This window comes from Pseudomonas sp. NFPP25 (genome assembly GCF_900116505.1).
Lineage (GTDB): Bacteria > Pseudomonadota > Gammaproteobacteria > Pseudomonadales > Pseudomonadaceae > Aquipseudomonas > Aquipseudomonas protegens.
The window spans coordinates 847,346-868,148 of record NZ_FPBG01000001.1; the positions used below are offsets into that span (position 1 = coordinate 847,346).

Sequence of the window (20,803 nt, forward strand, 5' to 3'; positions counted from 1 at the left end):
GATCAGCGTCCGAAACGCACGCTGTAGCTGACACCTGCAGTGCCCCCGGACTTGCCTGCCCCGCCTTGCGGCGCGGACTGGTAGCCAAATGTCACTGCCAATTCGTCATCCCCTATCACCTCGGTGCCGACACCGGTACTGATGGCGTAGTTGATGGTGTTGTCGGTCCACTGCCAGCCGGTGCTGACATCCACCAGCCAGGTGTATTGCCCCCGCGTGCGGTTCAGCGCCCCCGGGAAACCGCGCCGCCAGGAACTGCCGAAGAACAGCTGGCCGTAGCGCTTCTGCAGCAGGGTCTGGCTGGTGATCTGCTCCGGATTGTCGAGATCGGCCCCGACCAGATCGATGCCTCCGCCCAGGGTATTGGCCAGGTCGGGCAGCGAGCGGTTGTTCAGGCTGTTCTGCTGGTAGTCGATACCGCTGCGCAATTCCCAGTTCGGCCCTTCGAACTGCAAGGTGTGGTCGAACTCGATCTTCAACGCCTGGCCGCTGCCCAGGTCATCGCCGCCGCGGGTCGAGAACCAGCGCTGGGCCAGGTTCCAGGACAACTGGTCACGGGCCGAATAGCGATGCCGGCCGCCCACCCAGACATCATCCTGCTGGCCGAAGGTGCGCATGTATCCGCTGTCCTCGTTCTTGCGGTGCCAGTCGGCACCGACGTCCAGCTCGTTGCCGCTGTCCAGTTGCCAGGTGCGGCTGGCACCCAGGCCGTTGCGGTCATCGTCCTTGCGCAGGCTGCTGTCGAAGATCAGCTTGTAGTTGCCGTTCTCCAGCTGGCGCTGCAAGGTCAGTTCGGTGTTGGTCTCATTGCCCAGGCGCGACTCATCCAGCACATCGCCGCTGTAGCGGCCCTGCTCCAGGACCAGCTTGGCGTACCAGTTGTCGTTCAGATAGCGCGCGGCGGTCAGGCGCGGGCCGTTGAACACCAGGCCGCCGTAGTCCTGGCGCTCCCAGGCGATTTGCATACCCTGGGGCGTGCGCTCCGTCATCTCGATGGCCTGGCGGCGCAGTTGCTCGCGCAGCGCCGCCGGTTGCTCGTCACCCAGTGCCGAAAGGCCCACCGCCAGCGCTTCGCCGCTGCGACCCAGGCTGTTCAAGGCCTCGACCTGCTGCGCCGGGTCCAGGTCGCCGCTGGCCACCAGGCGCTCCAGGGCCTGGCGATTGCTGCCGCGCAGGGCTTCCTGGATCTGCTCGTAGCGGCTGACTTTCAGGCCGCGGCTGCGGGCCCAGGCCAGCCACTCATCCTTTTGCGCCGACTGATTGAGGTCATCCAGGCGCGCGAGGAACTGATCGAACCACAGCTGCAGCATCGGCTTGGAGCCGTCCTGCCATTGCATGGCCTTGTTCTGCGCCTTGCGTGACGAATAGCTGCTGGCCAGCAGGCGCAGCCAGGTGGCATAGCCCTGGGGCGTGGCGCGGATCTGCTCCGGGCTGACCTGGCGATCGAGCCGCAGGCGCAAGCGCTGGGCCGAGTCGGCATAACCGGCGCCCTCCAGGGCATCGGCATAGGCGGCCTGGACCATCCAGTCCCGGGGGTTGGCCTGCAAGTACAGGCGATACCAGGCCAGGGCCTCGGTATTGCGCCCGAGCAACTGGCTGGCGGCGGCGAACGGCAGCCACAGGCTGCTGTCACTGCGGGCCAGGGAGCGCCATTGCTGCAACAGCGGCTTGATCTCGCCCGTGCGGCCCAGATCGACATACAGCCACAGCAGCCGCTCACGGAAGGTGTTGTCGTCCGGGAAGCGGCTCAAGCCCTGTTGATACAGGCGCAGGGCCAGATCGGTCTGGCCCTGCTGCACCGCCAGCGCGGCGCGGGCGGCCAGCACCTGGGACTGGTCGCTGGCCCCCGGGTACTGCTCGGCCTCCTTGAGCAAATCGACCACCAGAGGCCAGTCCTGGAGTTCCTGGGCCAGTTGCAGGGCGGCCACCAGGCGCTGCGGGCTGTGGCCCTGGCGCCAGCTGTCGACGGTCAATTGCAGGGCCTTGCGCGGATCGCGGGTGCGATACAGGGCAATCAGCTCGCTTTCGTCGCCTGTATTGAGTGAGCCCTTGATCGCCAGCATCTTCTCCAGCGCCAGCTGCAGCTCGTCGTCCAGTTCCAGGTCCCAGGCCAGGGCGGCGCGGGACTGCCAGTAGTTGAAGTCCTTGATCTTGTTGCCATCCACCGCGGTGATGACTTTCCAGGCCCCCTGGCTATCGAACAGCTTGAGGTGGTTGTTGGCCCAGTCCACACGTTCGGTGCTGGTGAGCGGATAGCGCTTGGCGAACTGGTTCCAGACCACCAGGCGCTGCGGGTACTGCTCGGTGTTTTCCAGGTTCTGCAACAGGCGCACCCAGGCCAGACGCTGTTTCGGGTATTTGGCGACATAGCGGCGCAGCCACTTTTCTGCCTCCTCGGGCGTCCCCCTGGACTCTTGCGCGTAGACCAGGGCATCGAGCTCGACGTTGGTCAGGGCGCGGCTGTCCATGATCCCCGCCAGCAGTAGGATGCCCCGATCGAAGTCGTAGGTCTGCATCGCCAGGCGCCAGGTGTGCTCGAACTGCGCCGGGTCCTTGCTTAGCGTGCTCAGGCTGATCCAGTAGCCCAGGGCGGCGGCCGAGTCGCCCTGCCATTCGGCGAGATGGGCCATCTGCTCCAGCAACTGCGGGTCATCCGGTCGCTGTTCGAGCAGTTGCAGGCCCACCGCATGGGCGCCGGCCAGGTCACCGAAGGCCAGGCGCTGCTTGAATTCCTTGGCGAGGATTTCCGGGCTGTCGGGCTGCACCTTGCGCCAGGCACTGAAGAACTGTTCCGCCAGGTCCACGCGGTTGTGCGCCACGGCCACATCCACGCCGCGGTCCAGCAGCGCCGGTTCGAATTCCACGTCCGGCTGTGCGGCCAGCTCTCGGGCCAGCAGCTCCACTGCCTGATCGCCGCGATCGGCCGCCACCAGGGTGGTGAAGGCCTGTTGCAGAAACTGCCGACGCGCCTCGGGGGTCTGGCTGGCATCAAGCAACTGCACATAGAGATCGGCCGCGCGCCCCGGCTGTTCGCTGGCCTGGTACCACTTGGCGGCTTCAGGCAGCCACTGCTCGCGCCGTGTCGGGTCGCGCCGCGCCAGCTCGGCATAGGCATCCGCCGCCAGCCCCGGGGCCTGGGCGCTCAGGGCCAAAGTGGCCAGGCGCTCGAGTTGCGGCGATGGCAGCGGCTTGTAGTCAAAGGCCTTGAAACGTTCGGCCAGGGCCTGCAGGGCCGCGCTGTCGGTGCTGTTGTTCAGCGCCAGGGCATCGAGCTGCAAGCGGTAGTAGGCCTTGAGCGCCGGATCGGGCCGCTGCCACTGGGCCAGGTGTTTTTCCGCCTTGGGGTAGTCCCCCAGCTGAATCAGCAGGTCGAGCAGCTGGGTGCGCAGCTCATTGTTTTCCGGGTGTGCGGCCAGCAGCACCTCGGCGTAGCTGGCCGACACTTCGTCCGGCTGCCCGCCCTTGGGGCGGAACGCCTCTTCATTGCGAAAGGTTGCCCACAGCAGCACGCCGACGGCGATCGCCACCAGCAGCAAGGCCCAGGGGTTGAGCAGCCGCGCGCTGGGCGCCTTGGCCTTAGTTGCAGAGGAGTTGGGCATCACTCACCTGCTTCATGGGAAGTTGGAAATGCCACAGGCCCTGTTCGGACTTGCCGGCGTAGCGTTGGCCCTGGACCTCGACCCGACAGGCGCTGGCCGAACGCACCGAGAATTCCAGGTTGAACTGGCCGGCAAAGGAGAAGCTCACCTGCCGGTCATTGACATAGCGCCAGTCGCGCAGGGGAATATTGGCCAGCTCCAGTGCCGGGCGCGGATCGCGCTCGGGGCGCAGGGCCAACAGCGCATGATCGCTGCTCAAGGCTACATAGCGCCCCTGGGGCAAGTCGCGCACCCCGGCCACCCCCACCGAGCGGCCGAGGTCCGGCCAACCCAGCGCCGGGTCCAGGCGCAAGGTGCGCAGGCCGTCCATGCCGCGTACCTGCCAGTCGCCATTGGCGGTCCGCGCCAGGCTTGCCTGGTACAGGCCGTGGACCCGGTCCAGGTAGTCACTCATCCACAATGACAGCGGCTGCTGGCCACGCATGAACTGGTAGATGTCGGTCATGGCCTTGATCGACGCCTGCTTGGTGCCCGAATAGAAGTGGTAGTACAGGTGGATGCCGCGCAGGCGCCGTGGGCTGTCGGTCAGCTCGAAGGTGTCGATCACATCGCGAAAGCCGTAGTACGGGCCTTTCCAGAGGTTGGTGTACATGTTCTCGTTGATCACCGGAGCGTAGTACTGCAAGCCGCCCGAGGTCGGCCGCAACAGCGGGTACAGGCCGGTGAGCGATGAGTTGGCCTTGGTCAGGATGGTCTGCCCGCCGTTGACGTTTTTCAGCCCGGCGTCGTAGGCCAGCTTGATGGTCTCGGCGCTGGGCAGCGCATCCCCCGGCCAGAAGACCAGCTTCACCGGTTTCTGCGCGGTGGTCAGGCGGCTGTTGATGTAGTCCCGCGAGCCGAGGATCTCGCGCTTGTAATCCAGGGTCTTGTACCCCGGGATATTCAGGCGCAGGCCGTATTCGGCGTGGAAATCCTCGTCCTTCTTGGCCTTCTCCGGCTGCATGTAGAACGGGTGGCTGTAGGTGTGGGTGGCCACTTCGACCTTGGGGTCGGCGAAGATCTCCTGGGCGATGGGCTCCAGCTCCCGCGCCAGGAACGGCGACATGCCCTTGGGCCCGACTTCGCCTTCGATGATCGAGACCGAGGTCAGGAACGGGTTGGGACGAATGTAGTCGTCCAGCACCTGGCGCCCGGAATACGGGGTGCCACGCACTTCGGCATGGGACGGGAAACCGTCACCGTCGATATGCACCGTGGCGATCCGCCGACCGTTCTCGGTGGTGGTGTCCGGTCGTGGCTGGGACGGCAGGCGCAGGGCCTTCTGGATAAAGGCGAACGGATCGAGGATCCAGCGGCTGCGCTCCACATTGGCCTCCACCACATAGGGGGCCAGGGCCATGCCGCCCCAGGCGGCGGTGGCCACCGGGACGTACTTGCCGCCCTTGTCATCGCCCAGCACCAGGGCTGGTTTCGGCCCGTCGGGCAGCAGGCTCACGCGGGTCAGTTCACGGCTGCGCGCCACCACCGGGGCCTCGAAGGCGCCGATCAGGCTCTTGTCCTGGCTCAGCACATGCAGGGCATCGCGAGCCCCCGGCGCCGCCAGGTTCAGCCCCAGGCGCTTGAGCAGCGCCCGGTCCTCGATCGGCAGGCCGGCCATGATCGCCAGGGGCACCTGCTCATCCAGGCGCTGGCCGACCCAGCTATAGAAGGCACGGCTGTCCTCGGGCGGGCCGCTGGTCATCCACAGCACCACCCCGGCGTAAAGGCCGGCGAAGCTGTAGGCAGGCAGGCTGTCGTCCACCGGGAAGTAGTCCACCCGGTAACCCAGGTACTCCAGCAGGCCACCGAGCATGCGGTGCCCGGCGTGATCGTAGAGTTCCCCTTCGCGCGGGTCATAGAGCATGGCGATGCGCCGCGGCTGGACTTCCACGGTGCTCATGCTCAGGGCGTTGAGGTCCGGGGTGGTGACCACCGGTATAAAGCCTTCCTGGCTCAATTGCCGGACCAGCTTGCGTGCCTCTTCCCGACGGTTGGCCGGCAGGTAATCGATGGCCACCAGCGGGATGTTGCGTGCGCGCAGCGGCTTGAGTTCGCCTTCAAGCCAGGTGCGGTCGGCTTCGGAAACCGGGCGGTAACGCTTGGCCGAGGCATCCCAGCCGGCGTGGATGGATTCCACCGCCACGGCCGAGGCGACGCCATCGAGCTCGCCCAGTACCTCGAAGCCCCGGTTGAAGAACAGCTTGAGGTTGGGCAGCCGGCTGTGCAGTTCCCGCAGGAACGAGGCCAGGGCCTTGCGTTGCGGTTCGCGATCGGCCTCGGGGAGCAACTGGAAACTGTCCAGGGTGTCCAGGAACAGGCCGGCGTAGCCCTGGTCCTGCAGCGCCTTGGCACGCTTGAACAGGTGTTCGCGCCAGGCCGGGGTGGCGATGTCCATCACCTGGCTGTCCCAGGCCTTGTTGCGCACGGGGCTCGCGCCCTGGGCCAGGGCCTGCTTGGCCAGGGCAGCGCGGTTGCCGTCGAACTCCCCTACCGACAGGTAGGCGAACGGCTGGCTGCCGAGCTTGCGCAAGGTGGCGACATCGGCGCTGGCCATATGGCCGGGCTCGACCACTGCCCATTCGAACTGCGCCAGCTCCTGCAAGGGTGGCTGCTCGGCGTACCAGAACCCGACACTGGCGGGCGCCGCGGGCGCGGCCTGCACCAGGGTGTTGGTGGCACACAAGGCCAATGCGGTAAACAGGCGTCGAACCACTTTGCAGACATGCCCCCTGCGAAACTCGATATCCATAACTCACTCTTCAGTAGATCAATCTGCACAACATCAGGCTCTAGGGCAGCCGCCATGGCGGGCGCCCCTAAGGCAACGAACTAAAGGCTGCGGTAAAGCCGTTCCAGGCCCTCGGCCAGGCTGCTGGGCGTGCTCAGGTCGAAGCGCTCGCGCAAGCGGCGGTTGTCGGCCTTGGAATGGCGGATATCCCCGGAGCGGGTCGCGCCGTGGCTCACCTGCAGCGGCTTGCCGCTGATCTGCTGCAGGGCGCCAATCAGATCGTTGAGGGTGGTCACCCCGCCGAGCCCGACATTGGTGGCATCGGCTGCCGGCGCGGGGCATTCCAGGCCCTGCACCAGGATCTTCACCAGGTCCGCGACATAGACGAAGTCGCGGGTCTGCCCGCCATCGCCGAACAGGGTGATGGGCCGCCCGGCCTTGGCCCGCTCGCTGAAAATGCTGATCACCCCGGAGTACGGCGATGAAGGGTCCTGGCGCGGGCCGAAGATATTGAAAAAGCGCAGGATCACCGGTTCCAGCCCATGCTGGCGGCGGTAGAAGTCCAGGTAGTACTCGCTGGCGAGCTTGTCCGCCGCGTAGGGCGTGAGGGGAGATTTGGGGGTGTCTTCGGCAATCGGCGTGCCCTCGCCGTTATTGCCATAGACCGCCGCACTGGAGGCGAACACCACGCGGCGGATACCGGCCGCGGTCATCGCCTCGCACAGGCGCAGGGTGGCGATGAAATTGCTCTGGTGGGTGGCCACCGGGTCTTCGACCGAAGCCTGGACCGACGCCACAGCAGCCAGATGCACCACGGCATCGCAGCCCTGAACGGCATCCGCCAGGAGTGCCGCATCGGCGGCATCCCCCACCAGCAGTTCCAGGCCAGCATCGCCCATGGGCAGATTGCCGACCTTGCCCGTGGAAAGGTCGTCCAGAACCCGCACCGCATAACCCTTGGCCAGCAGTGCATCCACGAGGTGAGAACCGATAAAACCAGCGCCCCCAGTAACCAGTATCCGTTCGGCAGACATAGATCATTCCAAAGAGAAATATCGCGGCTACGCCGTCTGAAGCCAGCACAGCCAACGGATCAGCCCTGGCTACTTGCCATCCTGGCCGTCATGTTTTTAGTGGCTGCTCTGCGCCATAGGCTGTTTCGCCTATTTTCGGAGCAGAGTTCAGCGCTTTGGCGTCAAAAAAAACTCAAGATAATCAATCGCTCAGCGCCGACATACTGGGTCAGAAAAGCAAAATCGTCAATAATGCGTCGATATTTGTTGATTATTTAAGCGCCAGGAAAAATAGGTCAATATATTGACTTGCCTGGCATAAAGCGCTGAAACCGCCGCCGTAGCTGGCCACATGCCATTGACGCAAGGGCTCGGCAGTGCTCATATGCGCGCCAGTTTCAGGTGTCCCATGCCGCCGTGCATGGGGTTAAACGGGAAGCCGGTGCGTCATTTCGATGATCAGTCCGGCGCTGCCCCCGCAACGGTAAGCGAGCGAAGCATTCGACAGACCACTGTGCCAAGGCATGGGAAGGTGAATGCCTCATGACCCTCGCAAGCCCGGAGACCGGCCTGCAACTTCGTTTGACAACCCCGCGGTGGGCGGGCGCAGTCCGGTTTTCGTGGGCGCGGCTGCCCGCGATTCCCTATGCGTTGTTCCCTCCGGGATTCATTCATTCCTTACAAGTAGTAGGAATCGCATGTCCCGCACCTCCTTGCTGCAACACCTGGCGAGCCCCTCGCTGTGTTTCACCCTCCTGCCTTGCATGACCTACCCGGCCCTGGCACTGGCTGACCAGAAAACCTCCCTGGTCTTGCCCGAGGCCCAAGTGAGCGGAGTCTCCAGCGCCCCGCAAACCTCTCTGGACACGCCCCTGCCCGCCGGCTCGCGGCTGAACCTCACGGCCCTGGAGACTCCGGCCAGCACCAGCAGCCTGGGCAACGACGCCATCAGCAACCGCAACAACCTCACGGTGCAGGATGCCGTCACCCGCTCCCCCGGCATCACCAGCATCGCCACCCCGGGCAACGGCAATACCGCACTGTCGGCCCGCGGCTTTACTGGGCACTCCTCGGTGATGACCCTGTTCGACGGCGCGCGCCTGTACACCGGCGCCGGCAGCCAGACCTTCCCGGTGGACCCGTGGATGGTCGAGCGCATCGACGTGATCCGCGGCCCGGCCTCGGTGCTGTACGGGGAAGGCGCCACCGGCGCGGTGATCAACGTGATTGCCAAGAAGCCCTTCGACGGTGAGATCCACAACCGCCTGCGCCTGGGCTATGGCTCCCATGATCGCCAGCAACTGGGCCTGGACAGCGGCGGCTCGCTGACCGACACCCTGAGCTACCGCCTGACCCTGAACCAGCAGCAGAGCAATGGCTGGGTCGACCAGGGCCAGTCACGCAGCCTGGCACTCAGCGCGGCGCTACGCTGGCAAGCCACCGACGACCTCGGTTTCACCCTGGCCCATGAACGCGGTGAAAGCGAACCCGCCAGCTATTTCGGCACGCCGCTGATTGCCGGCCAATACCGCGACAGCCTGCGGGACAAGAACTACAACCTGCGCAACGCCGTGCAGCGCTACAACGACGAATGGACCCGGCTCAACACCGACTGGACCCTGAGCGACAACCTCAGCGCCAGCAACCAGCTCTACTACATCAAGAGCCGCCGCCACTGGCGCAACGCCGAAGCCTACAACTGGGTCAGCTCCCGGGAGCAGTTGCTGCGCGGCGACTACCTGGAGATCAAGCACGATCAGGAGCAGATCGGCGATCGCCAGAGCTTCACCTTCAACCACTCGCTGTTCGGCCTGGACAGCAGGACCGTGATCGGCCTGGAGTACAACAGGATTCGCTTCGGCGTGGCCAACAACTCGCCCTACAAGGATATCGGTAGCGACTATATCGACCCGTGGAACCCTGCACCGGGCTACTTCCAGAGCCGCTCGCCCTTCTCGCCCCAGACCGACAGCAGCACCCGCACTTTCGCCCTGTTTGCGGAAAACCGCCTGCAACTGTCGGAGCGCTGGTCGCTGGTGACCGGCATCCGCCGCGACCAGAACCATATCGATCGCAGTGATCTGCGCGCCGGCACCCGCACCGATCGCAGCCTCACCGGCGGCAACTGGCGCGCCGGCCTGGTGTTCGCGGTCACCGATCAACTGTCGCTGTACGGCCAGTACTCCACCAGTGAAGACGGGGTCAGCAACCTGATCAGCCTCAATCCGAGCCAGTTACAGATGGACCTGACCGAAGCCAAGCAGACCGAGTTCGGGCTCAAGCAGCAGTTCTGGAACGGCCGTGGCGAATGGACCCTGGCGGCCTACCACATCGTCAAGAAAAAGCTCTTGACCACCGATCCGGTGACCCGCCTGGCGCAGCAGGTCGGCCAGCAATCCGCCGACGGCCTGGAAACCTCACTGGAGCTGGCCCTGGATCACGGCTGGCAAGTCTCGGCCAACGCCTCGGTGGTGCGCGCCGAGTACGACGACTTCGATGAGGTGGTCTCTGGCAAAGCGGTGTCCCGGGCCGGCAATCGCCCCACCAACGTGCCGCGACGCACCGCCAACCTGTGGCTGAACAAGGCCCTGGCCCCGAGCCTGGAAGCCGGCATGGGCCTGCGCTACGTCGATGCGCGTTATGCCAACACCGCCAATAGCGTCGATGTACCCGGCTACACGGTGCTGGATGCCAACCTCGGCTGGCAGGCCCTGCCCGACGTGCGCCTGGGCCTGCAGGTGAACAACCTGCTGGACCGGCGTTATGCCGCGGCGCAACAGAACAGCGGCCAGCAATGGCTGATGGGTGAACCGCGCTCGTTGTTCGTCACCGCCGACTACAGCTTCTGATCGAGGGGTTGCCGCAAGGCCCTGGGCTTTGCGGCGCCATTTCAGGCGTGCAGTGAGTTCGCCAGCCACTGGCCCGGGCCAGCACAGCGACCAATCGGCACTTGCACCCACGCAGTCGATGGATATCCTGAGCGCCTTTGTCCCTGCACTGCCCGCGAGAGCCCCATGCCCTGCCTGAATGCCCGAGATGTCTGCCAGCGCCTGCGCGATGCCGCCCTTGGCGTTTACCCTCTACAGCCCGGCGCAAGCTATTCGGGCGCTGGCCAGGTGCAGGTGGATATCGAGGGTTGGCAGTTGCTGCTGGATTTCGATGGCCGGCATCTGCATCACTGCCAGAGCTGCCGCAGCGCCGAAGGCGATGTCTGGCAGCTCGATACGCGGCAACGCTTCGGCACCGACCCGGTGAGCCTGCTCAGTACCTGGGAGCTGGCGCAGATCGAAAAGTTACTGAAAGAGGCGGTTTAACACGGCTGGCTACAGGCATTCCTGGGCCGCGCGTTCGAAGCTCGACGGGGCGAAGCTGGAGGCCAGCAAGTGCCGCTCGTAGAGGAACACCTTGCCGCCATTGGGCGCCTTGTAGGCTTCCAGTACGTTGTCTGCCGCCACCTTGCTGGCAACGACAATGCGAAAACCGCGCTGGGTCTGGGAAACCGTCGGGCTCTGGGCGTTGCCTTGCAGCTTGGGCACCACGCACTCGGCATATTCGGCCGGGGTTTTCCGGGTCTGCATGACCAGGGTCGGGTCGTTGGGCGCGGTGGCGCAACCGGCCAGCAGCAAGGTGGCCAGGGTCATGGCGGGAGCAAATAGAGGGCGCATCGGTAAGTCCTGAAAATGTACAGCCTGGTTCGGTGCGCAACGGTTCAGCGTCACGGGCGCTGCCGTTGCGGTCATGGTTTTGGGTCGGGGGCGATTGTCCATGGTTGGCGCCCAAAGCAGAACTTGCGTTGCTTGATTGTCACTATTACTTGAACCGATAGTTGCCCCCCGGGCAGACTGCCCGGCAGCCCGACTACAACTAAAAAAAGGATTTCCCCATGCGCACCTTTGACTTGATTCGCGACGCCGTCCTCCCGGAATTCCGTGAGCGGGTGGCGGACTACCTGGTGGAGTACGAACAGGTGCTGGGTGACAGCAGCGCCGACCCGCAAAGCCTGCGGATCGCCGCCTATCAATTGCGTGGCTACCTGCGTGGCCTGAACACCACCCGGGTCCTGGGCATGGCCGACTGGGAAGAGCTGGACCGGCGGGTGCTGGCGACATGGCTAGGGGATCCGGCCCAAGTCCTTGGGGAGGATTGAAACTTTTTAGCCTCAGATGAGCTAGAATCGCATCATTTGAAACCTTTTTTGTAAAACCGGTCATGCTCATTGAAGCCTTCGGCTGCTTCGACACCATGCCCGGCCCACACTGATCCGAGGCCCACTGATGTCCCTGACTGCCCAAGAGGAACGACTTATCAAGGCGCTGGCCCTGGCCATCGTCGACCGCCCGCGGGCAACACTCAAGGAACTGGCCGAGGCCGCTGGCGTCAGCAAGGCCACGCTGCATCGCTTCTGCGGCACACGGGACAAGCTGCTGCAGATGATGGAAGACCATGCCGAAACGGTGCTCAATCGCATCGTCGAGGCCATCGAGCCGGAGCAGGACGAACCTGTCGCGACCCTGCGCGGCCTGATCAGCGAGCACCTGGCGCACCGCGAAATGCTGGTGTTCCTGCTGTTCCAGTACCGCCCCGACATGCTCGGCTGCGAAGACGAACGCTGGGAGCCCTACACCCGGGCACTGGACACCTTCTTTCTGCGGGGCCAGCAACTGGGGACCTTCCGTATCGACATCACTGCCGCGGTGTTTACCGAGCTGTTCCTGACCATGATCTTCGGCATCGTCGATGCCGAACGCCGGGGCCGCGCCGCCAGCGCCAACTCGGCCAAGGTGCTGGAGCAGATGTTCCTCCACGGCGCCGCCGCCCCGGCCCTGGCGCTATAGCGCCCCGTTCCCCGGCCCTCTGGCCGGATAAAAAAAGCCCCGTGGCCCAGAGGACCACGGAGCCAAGTACCGGCCGGATGCGCCAGCCGGTAGTGCCCTGCCCCCGGGTTACTGCTGCGCCGCAGCCGGCCAGCCGCCACCCAGGGAGCGGAACAGGTCCACCAGGGCAATCTGCCGCTGGGTACTGACCTCGATAAGCGCCGACTGATCGACAAAGCTGCTGCGCTGGGCATCGAGGTAGCGCAGGTGGCTGTCGACACCCCCTTCGTAACGTGCCCTGGCCAGTTTCAGCGACTCACGGCTGGTGGCCGCCAGGGCGCGGCGCGCAGTCTCTTCCCGGCGCAGGGTGTCGGTCGCGGCCAGGGCATCGGCCACCTCGCGAAAGGCGGTCTGGATGCGCCCTTCGTACTCCGCCACCGCGGCGTCCTTGCGTGCCTCGGCCAGGCTCAGGCCGGCGCTGTTGCGCCCGCCATCGAACAAGGGCACGGACAGGGTCGGCACGAAGCTCCAGGAGCGCGAACCGCCGTCGAACAGGCCCGACATCTGCGCGCTGGAAGTGCCCAGGCTGCCAGTCAGGCTGATGCGCGGGAAAAACGCCGCCCGTGCCGCGCCGATATCGGCGTTGCGCGCACGCAGCCGGTGTTCGGCGGCGAGAATGTCCGGACGGCGCTCGATCAGGGTCGAAGGGCTGCCGGCGGCGATGTCCTGGACCAGCAGCGGGCGCTCGGGTGCCGGCGGCCCTATGGTCTTCACCGACTCCGGGGTGCCGAGCAACAGCACCAGGGCGTTGAACGCCTGCTGCTGATTGCGCAGGGTGTTTTCCTGATCCGCGCGGGACTGCTCCACCAGCCCCAGGGCTTCCTGATAGTCCAGGGCCGCGGCGCTGCCTACCTGGCGGCGCTGGCTGATCAGCGCCAGGGACTGCTCGCGGCTGGCCAGGGTTTGCCGGGTGAGGGCCAGGCGTCGCTGGGCGCCGTCATGCAGCAGATAGGCCTGGCTGACTTCGGCAATCAGAGCGATGCGCGCCGCCCGCGCCGCCTCCTCGGTGGCCAGATATTGCTGCAGCGCAGCGTCGCTCAGGCTCTTGACCCGACCAAACAGGTCCAGCTCGTACTCTGGCAACGCCAGGCCCACCTGGTAGCTGCTGGCAACCTGCGAACGGCCACTGTTGGACAGGTCCGCCGGCAGCCGCTGGCGATTGCCCGAGGCGGCGGCGTTCAAGCCCGGCACGCGGTCAGCGCGCTGGATACGGTACAGCGACCGGGCCTGCTCGATGTCCAGCAGGGTCTGGCGCAACGAGCGGTTGTTGTCCAGGGCTCTGGTGATCAGGCGCCGCAGCTGCGGGTCAAGCACAAAACCCTGCCAGTCCAGCTCACTCGCTTGCGGGCCGGGCTGGACCGAAAGGCCGCCGAAGCTGTTGGCCACCGGCGCCGCGGGACGCTCATAGGTAGGTGCCAGGGAGCAGCCCCCCAGCGCCAGGACCAGCAGCGCCAGTGAAAGTCTACGAATAGGCATGGGCATCACTCCTGGGCCTGGGCAAGGTGTCGGGCGGTGGCCAGCCGCTTGCGCAGCAACGACAGCACCCAGACAAAGCAGATAGGTACGAACACCACGCCGAGCAAGGTGGCGCTGAGCATGCCGCCGATCACCCCGGTGCCGATCGCACGCTGGCTGGCGGCGCCGGCGCCGGTGGCCAGGGCCAGGGGCACCACGCCGAGAATGAAGGCCATGGACGTCATGACGATCGGGCGAAAGCGCAGGCGCGCGGCCTCAAGCGCGGCGTCCTTCAGGCTGTAGCCCTTCTCCAGCAGCTCCTTGGCGAATTCGACGATAAGGATCGCGTTCTTGGCGGCCAAGCCGATGATGGTGATCAGCCCGACCTTGAAATACACATCGTTGGGCATGCCGACAGACATCACTGCCAGCACCGCGCCAAGGGCACCGATCGGCACGATCAGCATCACCGTCAGTGGGATCGACCAGCTCTCGTACAGCGCTACCAGCAGCAGGAACACCACCAGAATGGCCAGGGCAAAAAGCTGCGACGCCTGGCCACTGGAGACCTTCTCCTGATAGGACAGGCCGGTCCATGCGTAACCGATGCCCGCGGGCAGCTCGGCCGCCAGGCGCTCCATCTCCGCCATGGCCTGGCCGGTACTGAACCCCGGTGCGGCGTCGCCGGAGATCCGTATCGACGGATAGCCGTTGTAGCGCACGATCTGTACCGGGCCTTCCTCCCAGCGCAGGCTGACGAACGCACTGAGCGGCACCTGCTCGCCGCGGCTGTTGGCGACAAACAGCTTGAGCACGCTCTCGGGCGTCATCCGCTGGCCCTGCTCGGCCTGCACGACCACGCGCTGCTGGCGCCCGGCGTTGGAGAAGTCATTGATCACCGCCGACCCGAAGGCCGTGGACAAGGCGTTGTTGATCGACTCGAAGGCCACCCCCAGGGCACGGGCCTGTTCCCGATCGATGTCGACTCGCAACTGCGGCGCTTCGGCCAGGCCTTCCATCATCGCGTAGAGGATCTTCGGGTTGCTGTTGGCCTGTTGCAGCAGGTGATCACGGGCCTCGAGCAATGCCTGGCGCCCCAGCCCGCCACGGTCCTGCAGGCGCAGGGCGAAACCACCGGAGTTGCCCAGGCCATCGATGGGCGGAGGCATCACCGCGGTGACGGTACCATCGCCATAGCCGGCAAACGCCTGGTTCACCGCCGCGGCCTCGGCGGCCGCCGATTGGTCCTTGCCCCGCAGCGACCAGTCCTTGAAGGTAGGAAAGGCCAGAGCGGCGTTCTCGCCCATGCCGGAAAAGCTGAAGCCGGTGACCATGAAGGTCGCGGCGCCCGCCTCCCGGGAGATCAGGAAGCGTTCCAGGTCCTGGGCGGTGCTGGCGGTGCGCGTGCGGCTGGCCCCGGGCGGCAGTTGCACATCCACCATGGTGTAACCCTGGTCTTCCACCGGCACGAAAGACTCCGGAAGCCGCAGGTAGAAGAAGCCCAGCAGGACGATCATGCCCAGGTACACCAGCATGTAGCGGCCCGCCCTGCTCACCAGCCGCGAGTTCATCTGCGAGTAGCCCTGGGTCAGGCGGGCAAAGCCTCTGTTGAAGGCACCGAAGAAACCGCGCTTCTCATGATGGCCCAGGGCAACTGGCTTGAGCAGGGTTGCGCACAGGGCCGGGGTGAAGGTCAAGGCCAGGAAGCCCGAGAACAGAATCGACACCGCCAGGGACAGGGAGAACTGCTGGTAGATCACTCCCACCGAACCGGACATGAAGGCCAGTGGCATGAACACCGCCGACAGCACCAGGGTGATGCCGACAATGGCCCCGGATACCTGGCCCATGGCCTTGACCGTGGCCGCCGCCGGCGACAGGCCTTCTTCAGCCATGATCCGCTCGACGTTCTCCACCACCACGATGGCATCGTCCACCAGGATGCCGATGGCCAGCACCATGCCGAACATGGTCATCATGTTCACCGAGAAGCCCAGCAGGTACATCACCGCCAGGGTTCCGGCCAGGCACACCGGCACCACGATCGTGGGGATCAGGGTATAGCGCACGTTCTGCAGGAACAGGAACATCACCAGGAACACCAGCACCATGGCTTCCACCAGGGTGTAGATCACTTTCTCGATGGCCACTTCGACAAAGCGCGAGGTGTCATAGGGCACCGAGTACTCCACACCCTCGGGGAAGTAGGCGGATAGCTCCGCCAGCCGCTGCTTGACCGCCGCGGCGGTCTGGATGGCGTTGGCCCCTGGCGACAACTGGATGGCACCGGCCACCGCCGGCTTGCCGTCCAGGCGCGAGGAGAAGTTGTAGCTTTCGCTGCCGACTTCCAGGCGCGCCACATCCGCCAGCTTGACCATGGAGCCGTCCTGATTGGCCCGCAAGACAATCCGCCCGAACTCCTGCGGATCGTCCAGGGTGCCCTTGACCGCCAGGGTCGCGGTCAGCTCCTGCTCGGAACTGCCGGGAGAGGCGCCGAAACTGCCGGCCGGCACCTGCACGTTCTGCCCGCGGATGGCGTTGCTCACGTCATCGATGGACAGGCCGTAGCCCACCAGCTTCTGCGGGTCGATCCAGACCCGCATCGCCGCTTCCGAGGAGAAGAACTGCAGCTTGCCTACGCCGGGCACCCGGCGCAGTTCGTTGTTGATGTTGCGCGCGGCGTAGTCCCCCAGGAGCGTGGTGTCCGGGTTCTGCGCACCGTCCTTGTAGCTCAGGGCATAGATCAGCAGGAAGCCGGCGCTGGTCTGCTCCACCTCGATCCCCTGGGTGGTCACGGCCTGGGGCATGCGCGCCTCGGCTTTCTTCAGGCGGTTCTGCACATCCACCTGGGCCAGTTGCGGATCGGTGCCCGGCTCGAACGTGACCAGCACTTCGGCGATGCCGTTGGAGTTGTTGGTCGACTCGAAGTACAACAGGTTCTTGGCGCCGTTGAGCGACTCCTCGATCACGCTGGTGACCGAATCCACCAGGACCTTCGCCGAAGCGCCGGGATAGGTGGCGGTCACCGTGATCTGCGGCGGCGCCACGTTGGGGTACTGGGCCACTGGCAGGGCTGGAATCACCAGCAGGCCGGCCAGGGTAATGAACAGCGCCATCACCCAGGAGAAGTTCGGGCGCTTGATAAAAAACAGAGACATTGCTAATCCTCGCGGCGCATTCAGGCCTTAATGACCCTTGGCCTGTTGCTCTTGCGCCGGCTGTGGCGCGACCTTGGTACCGGGCTGCAAACCCGCCAGGCCACCGACTATGACCTGCTCGCCAGCCTGCAGCCCCTCGCTGACCTGCCAGCGCGAACCCTGCATGGTCCCGGTGCGCACGCTGCGCGATTGCGCCCGCCCGTCCGCACCGACCACCAATACCCTGGCGTTACCATCACTGGTGCGCTGCACGGCCCGCTGCGGTACCAGGATGGCCCGCTGGTCCGTACCCTGCGGGGCCCTGACACGCACATACATGCCCGGCAACAGCATGCCGTCGGCGTTATCGAACTTGCCGCGCAAGGCCACCTGGCCGGTGCCGCGATCCACGGCCACATCGGTGAACATCAGCGTTCCCTGGCGTTCGTAGGACGTGCCTTCGACACGAATCGACAGTGCCTGGTCATCCGTCGCCGCCAGGCTGCCGTCCTTGAGCGACTCGCGCAGGCGCAGGGCGTCGGCCGCCGACTGGTTGAAGTCGACATAGATGGGATCAAGCTGCTGGATCCGCGCCATCAGGGTGGCGTCGCCCTGCCCTACCAGCGCCCCTTCGGTGACCAGCGCCCGGCCGACCCGGCCGGATATCGGTGCGGTGACGGTGGCATAACCCAGGTTCAGGCGGGCCGTTTCCACGTCGGCCTGGGCTGTGCGCGTCGCTGCCAGCGCGCTGCGCAGATCGGCGTTGGCACTGTCGTAGTCCTGCTGGCTGACCGCTTCGATCTTCACCAGCGGCCCATAGCGATCGACCCGCGCCTGAGCCTCGAACACCACCGAGCGAGCCCGTGCCAGCTCGCCCTCGGCCCGCGCCAGCGCAGCCTTGAGCGGCGCCGGATCGATCTGGAACAGCAGGTCGCCGGCCTTCACATCGGCGCCTTCTTCGAAGCGCTGGTGCAGGACGATCCCTGCTACCCGTGCACGCACCTCTGCCACCCGCATGGGTTCGACCCGGCCCGGCAACTCCGATGCCAGGGCCAGGGGTTCGGCAACCACGGCCATGACCTGGACCGGATGCGGCGCCTCGGCCACCTGTTGCTCGTCCGCGGGGCCACACCCGGCCAGCAGCATGGCTGCCGCCAATGAACCGGCCATTTTTACTGCACGCAAATTGCCCATGAATCACCCGAGCCTGATGGAAAACGCTGCGGACGATACTTTTAAAGAGCAAATGAGTCAATTTAGTCTCATATGAAATTGTTTCGATCTATTGAAATCGTCCGCCGCGAGAGCCTGCCGAGCTTTCCCCGGCCTGGTGATAGGCAGGCTTGCGCAGGATTGTTAACCTCGGCGCACCGCGGCGGCGGCGCCTACGGGGCAAGAGCCCAATGACCGCCGCCTGTTCCACTCCTCCTGCAAGAGAGCCCCATGGCCAACCAAGACCTGAGCTTCACCCCCGACCCGGACGCCGATTCCATCTCCTCCGACGTGGTCGGTTTCAACGGCATCCTGGTCTCCACCCAGATCCCCACCCGCGCCGACGGCAGCCTGGAACTGGGGGACATCACCCTGCAGAGCGAGTGCACGCTGCAGGCGCTGAAAGTGGCCCTGGAGCGCGCCGGCAGTTCCATGGACCGGGTCATGCACCTGACCATCTACCTCACCGACATGGCCGATCGTGCGGCATTCAATGCGGTCTACCAGCGTTTCTTCGCCAAGCCCTGGCCGGTACGTGCCGCGGTTGGCGTGGCCGCCCTGGCGGTGGAAGGCATGCGCGTGGAAGTCACGGCAATGGCCGCAAAGGCCTGAGGCAGCGCTTCAATCGGCGGCTACGCGCAAGGCGTGGCCGCCACCTGGCAGCGCACGGGTGCCGGGCAAGCGTTTCGCCGCTACAATGCGCGCCTTGACCCTGATAAGCCTGACTAAAAAAACATGTCCTTGCCCAAACATCACCTGGAACTGCTCAGCCCTGCCCGCGATGTGAGCATCGCCCGCGAAGCCATCCTGCATGGCGCCGATGCGGTGTACATCGGCGGCCCGAGCTTCGGCGCCCGCCACAACGCCAGCAACGAGGTGGGCGAGATCGCCCAGTTGGTGGAGTTCGCCCGCCGCTATCACGCCCGGGTGTTCACCACCCTCAACACCATCCTCCACGACAACGAGCTGGAACCGGCGCGCAAGCTGATCCACCAGCTGTATGACGCGGGGGTCGATGCGCTGATCGTCCAGGACCTGGGGGTGATGGAGCTGGATATTCCGCCCATCGAGCTGCACGCCAGCACCCAGACCGACATCCGCACCCTGGAGCGGGCGAAGTTCCTCGACCAGGCCGGTTTCTCCCAGCTGGTCCTGGCCCGCGAGCTGAACCTCAAGGAAATCAGTGCCATCGCCGCCGAAACCGATGCCGCCATCGAGTTCTTCATTCACGGCGCTTTGTGCGTGGCCTTCTCCGGCCAATGCAACATTTCCCACGCCCAGACCGGCCGCAGCGCCAACCGTGGCGACTGCTCCCAGGCCTGCCGCCTGCCCTACACCCTGAAAGACGAGCACGGCGGCGTGATCGCCTATGAAAAACACCTGCTGTCGATGAAGGACAACAACCAGAGCGCCAACATCCGCGCCCTGGTCGAAGCCGGCGTGCGCTCGTTCAAGATCGAGGGGCGCTACAAGGACATGGCCTATGTGAAGAACATCACGGCCTACTACCGCCAGCGCCTGGACGCGGTTCTGGAAGATCGCCCAGATCTGGCTCGCGCCTCCAGCGGCCGTACCGCGCATTTCTTCGTGCCCGACCCGGACAAGACGTTCCACCGCGGCAGCACCGACTACTTTGTCAGCGAGCGCAAGATCGACATCGGCGCCTTCGACTCGCCGACTTTCACCGGGCTGCCGGTAGGCACCGTGGAAAAGGTCGGCAAGCGCGACCTGCAGGTGGTGACCTTCGAGCCGTTGTCCAATGGCGATGGCCTGAACCTGCTGGTCAAGCGTGAGGTGGTGGGTTTCCGCGCCAACATCGCCGAGGCCCGTGGCGAGTTCGAAGAAGATGGCGAGAAACGCTACCGCTATCGGGTCGAACCCAACGAGATGCCCGAAGCCCTGAGCCGTCTGCGGCCCAACCACCCGCTGAGCCGCAACCTCGACCACAACTGGCAGCAAGCCTTGACCCGCACTTCCGCCGAGCGGCGCATCGGCCTGTCCTGGCTGGCACGCCTGAGCGAAGCACGGCTGGAACTGACCGCCACCAGCGAGGAAGGCATCAGCGCCAGCGTCGCCCTGGATGGCCCGTTCGGTGTGGCCAACAAGCCGGAACAGGCCCTGGGGCAACTGCAGGATCTGCTGGGCCAGCTGGGCACCACCCATTACCACGCCACCAGCATCAAGCTGGACGCGCCCCAGGCTTACTTCATCCCCAACTCCCAGCTCAAGGCCCTGCGCCGGGAAGTCATCGAAGCCCTGGACGCCGCACGCATCGCTGCCCACCCACGGGGCTCGCGCAAGGCCGAAAGCAGCCCGCCGCCGGTCTACCCGGAATCGCATCTCTCATTCCTGGCCAACGTCTACAACCAGAAGGCCCGGGATTTCTACCACCGTCACGGGGTGCAACTGATCGACGCGGCCTTCGAGGCCCATGAAGAGCACGGCGACGTGCCGGTGATGATCACCAAGCACTGCCTGCGCTTCTCCTTCAACCTGTGCCCCAAGCAGGCCAAGGGCGTGACTGGCGTGCGCACCAAGGTGGCACCGATGCAACTGGTACACGGCGATGAAGTGCTGACCCTGAAATTCGACTGCAAGCCGTGCGAAATGCATGTGGTGGGCAAGATCAAGGGTCATATCCTCGACCTGCCGCTACCGGGCAGCGCCGCCGAGGCCGTGGTCGGCCATATCAGCCCCGAAGACCTGCTCAAGACCATTCCCCGCGCTCCGCACTGAGTGACCGGCG

The 20,803-nt window shown here is 65.3% G+C and carries 13 protein-coding genes and 1 riboswitch; of the genes, 6 read left to right on the forward strand and 7 right to left on the reverse strand.

Features of this window, described 5'->3' with window-relative positions; all coding sequences use genetic code 11:
* Nucleotides 1–2: 2 nt before the first annotated feature.
* From BM382_RS03595 to BM382_RS03605, 3 genes are all read right to left on the reverse strand, one after another.
* The gene (locus BM382_RS03595; RefSeq protein ID WP_072441869.1) at nucleotides 3–3,599 is read right to left on the reverse strand and encodes a tetratricopeptide repeat protein; all 3,597 of its coding nucleotides are present in this window, start codon (nucleotides 3,597–3,599) and stop codon (nucleotides 3–5) included.
* Nucleotides 3,577–6,387, reverse strand: a complete 2,811-nt coding sequence (locus tag BM382_RS03600) for a bifunctional glycoside hydrolase/polysaccharide deacetylase family protein (protein WP_015635589.1) — start codon at nucleotides 6,385–6,387, stop codon at nucleotides 3,577–3,579. Before BM382_RS03600 ends, BM382_RS03595 begins: the two co-directional genes overlap by 23 nt.
* An 80-nt stretch (nucleotides 6,388–6,467) precedes the next feature.
* Nucleotides 6,468–7,400, reverse strand: coding sequence for an NAD-dependent epimerase/dehydratase family protein (locus tag BM382_RS03605; RefSeq protein WP_072441871.1), 933 nt, complete (start codon nucleotides 7,398–7,400; stop codon nucleotides 6,468–6,470).
* A 362-nt stretch (nucleotides 7,401–7,762) separates the two neighbouring features.
* Nucleotides 7,763–7,968: riboswitch (cobalamin riboswitch) on the forward strand.
* A gap of 109 nt (nucleotides 7,969–8,077) precedes the next feature.
* On the opposite strand from BM382_RS03605, the gene BM382_RS03610 reads away from it, so the two are divergent.
* Complete coding sequence (locus BM382_RS03610; RefSeq protein ID WP_083541064.1) at nucleotides 8,078–10,228, forward strand: TonB-dependent receptor; 2,151 nt, start codon at nucleotides 8,078–8,080, stop codon at nucleotides 10,226–10,228.
* A 165-nt stretch (nucleotides 10,229–10,393) separates the two neighbouring features.
* Nucleotides 10,394–10,693, forward strand: coding sequence for a DUF7693 family protein (locus tag BM382_RS03615; protein WP_011061257.1), 300 nt, complete (start codon nucleotides 10,394–10,396; stop codon nucleotides 10,691–10,693).
* A gap of 9 nt (nucleotides 10,694–10,702) precedes the next feature.
* On the opposite strand, the gene BM382_RS03620 is transcribed toward BM382_RS03615, so the two are convergent.
* On the reverse strand, nucleotides 10,703–11,044 hold the full coding sequence (locus BM382_RS03620) for a lipoprotein (RefSeq protein ID WP_015635586.1): 342 nt from the start codon (nucleotides 11,042–11,044) through the stop codon (nucleotides 10,703–10,705).
* 218 nt (nucleotides 11,045–11,262) lie between these two features.
* Here BM382_RS03620 and BM382_RS03625 point away from each other — a divergent pair, with 218 nt between their 5' ends.
* Entirely contained in the window at nucleotides 11,263–11,526 is a 264-nt protein-coding gene (locus BM382_RS03625; RefSeq protein WP_019095540.1) for a hypothetical protein, read from the forward strand.
* A gap of 127 nt (nucleotides 11,527–11,653) precedes the next feature.
* On the forward strand, nucleotides 11,654–12,214 hold the full coding sequence (locus BM382_RS03630; protein WP_047336765.1) for a TetR/AcrR family transcriptional regulator: 561 nt from the start codon (nucleotides 11,654–11,656) through the stop codon (nucleotides 12,212–12,214).
* Nucleotides 12,215–12,322: 108 nt separating this feature from the next.
* On the opposite strand, the gene BM382_RS03635 is transcribed toward BM382_RS03630, so the two are convergent.
* Genes BM382_RS03635 through BM382_RS03645 form a run of 3 tightly spaced genes read right to left on the reverse strand, consistent with a single transcriptional unit; the run spans nucleotide 12,323 to nucleotide 18,039 of the window.
* Nucleotides 12,323–13,729, reverse strand: coding sequence for an efflux transporter outer membrane subunit (locus BM382_RS03635; protein WP_072441875.1), 1,407 nt, complete (start codon nucleotides 13,727–13,729; stop codon nucleotides 12,323–12,325).
* Nucleotides 13,730–13,734: 5 nt separating this feature from the next.
* Nucleotides 13,735–16,866 carry an efflux RND transporter permease subunit gene (locus BM382_RS03640; RefSeq protein ID WP_072441877.1) on the reverse strand — a complete coding sequence of 1,044 codons (3,132 nt, stop codon included), beginning with the start codon at nucleotides 16,864–16,866 and terminating at the stop codon, nucleotides 13,735–13,737.
* A 27-nt stretch (nucleotides 16,867–16,893) separates the two neighbouring features.
* Nucleotides 16,894–18,039, reverse strand: coding sequence for a MexC family multidrug efflux RND transporter periplasmic adaptor subunit (locus tag BM382_RS03645; protein ID WP_072441884.1), 1,146 nt, complete (start codon nucleotides 18,037–18,039; stop codon nucleotides 16,894–16,896).
* A gap of 249 nt (nucleotides 18,040–18,288) precedes the next feature.
* On the opposite strand from BM382_RS03645, the gene BM382_RS03650 reads away from it, so the two are divergent.
* The gene (locus BM382_RS03650) at nucleotides 18,289–18,669 is read left to right on the forward strand and encodes a RidA family protein (RefSeq protein ID WP_015635583.1); all 381 of its coding nucleotides are present in this window, start codon (nucleotides 18,289–18,291) and stop codon (nucleotides 18,667–18,669) included.
* 123 nt (nucleotides 18,670–18,792) lie between these two features.
* On the forward strand, nucleotides 18,793–20,793 hold the full coding sequence (locus tag BM382_RS03655; RefSeq protein ID WP_011061249.1) for a peptidase U32 family protein: 2,001 nt from the start codon (nucleotides 18,793–18,795) through the stop codon (nucleotides 20,791–20,793).
* Nucleotides 20,794–20,803: the final 10 nt, after the last annotated feature.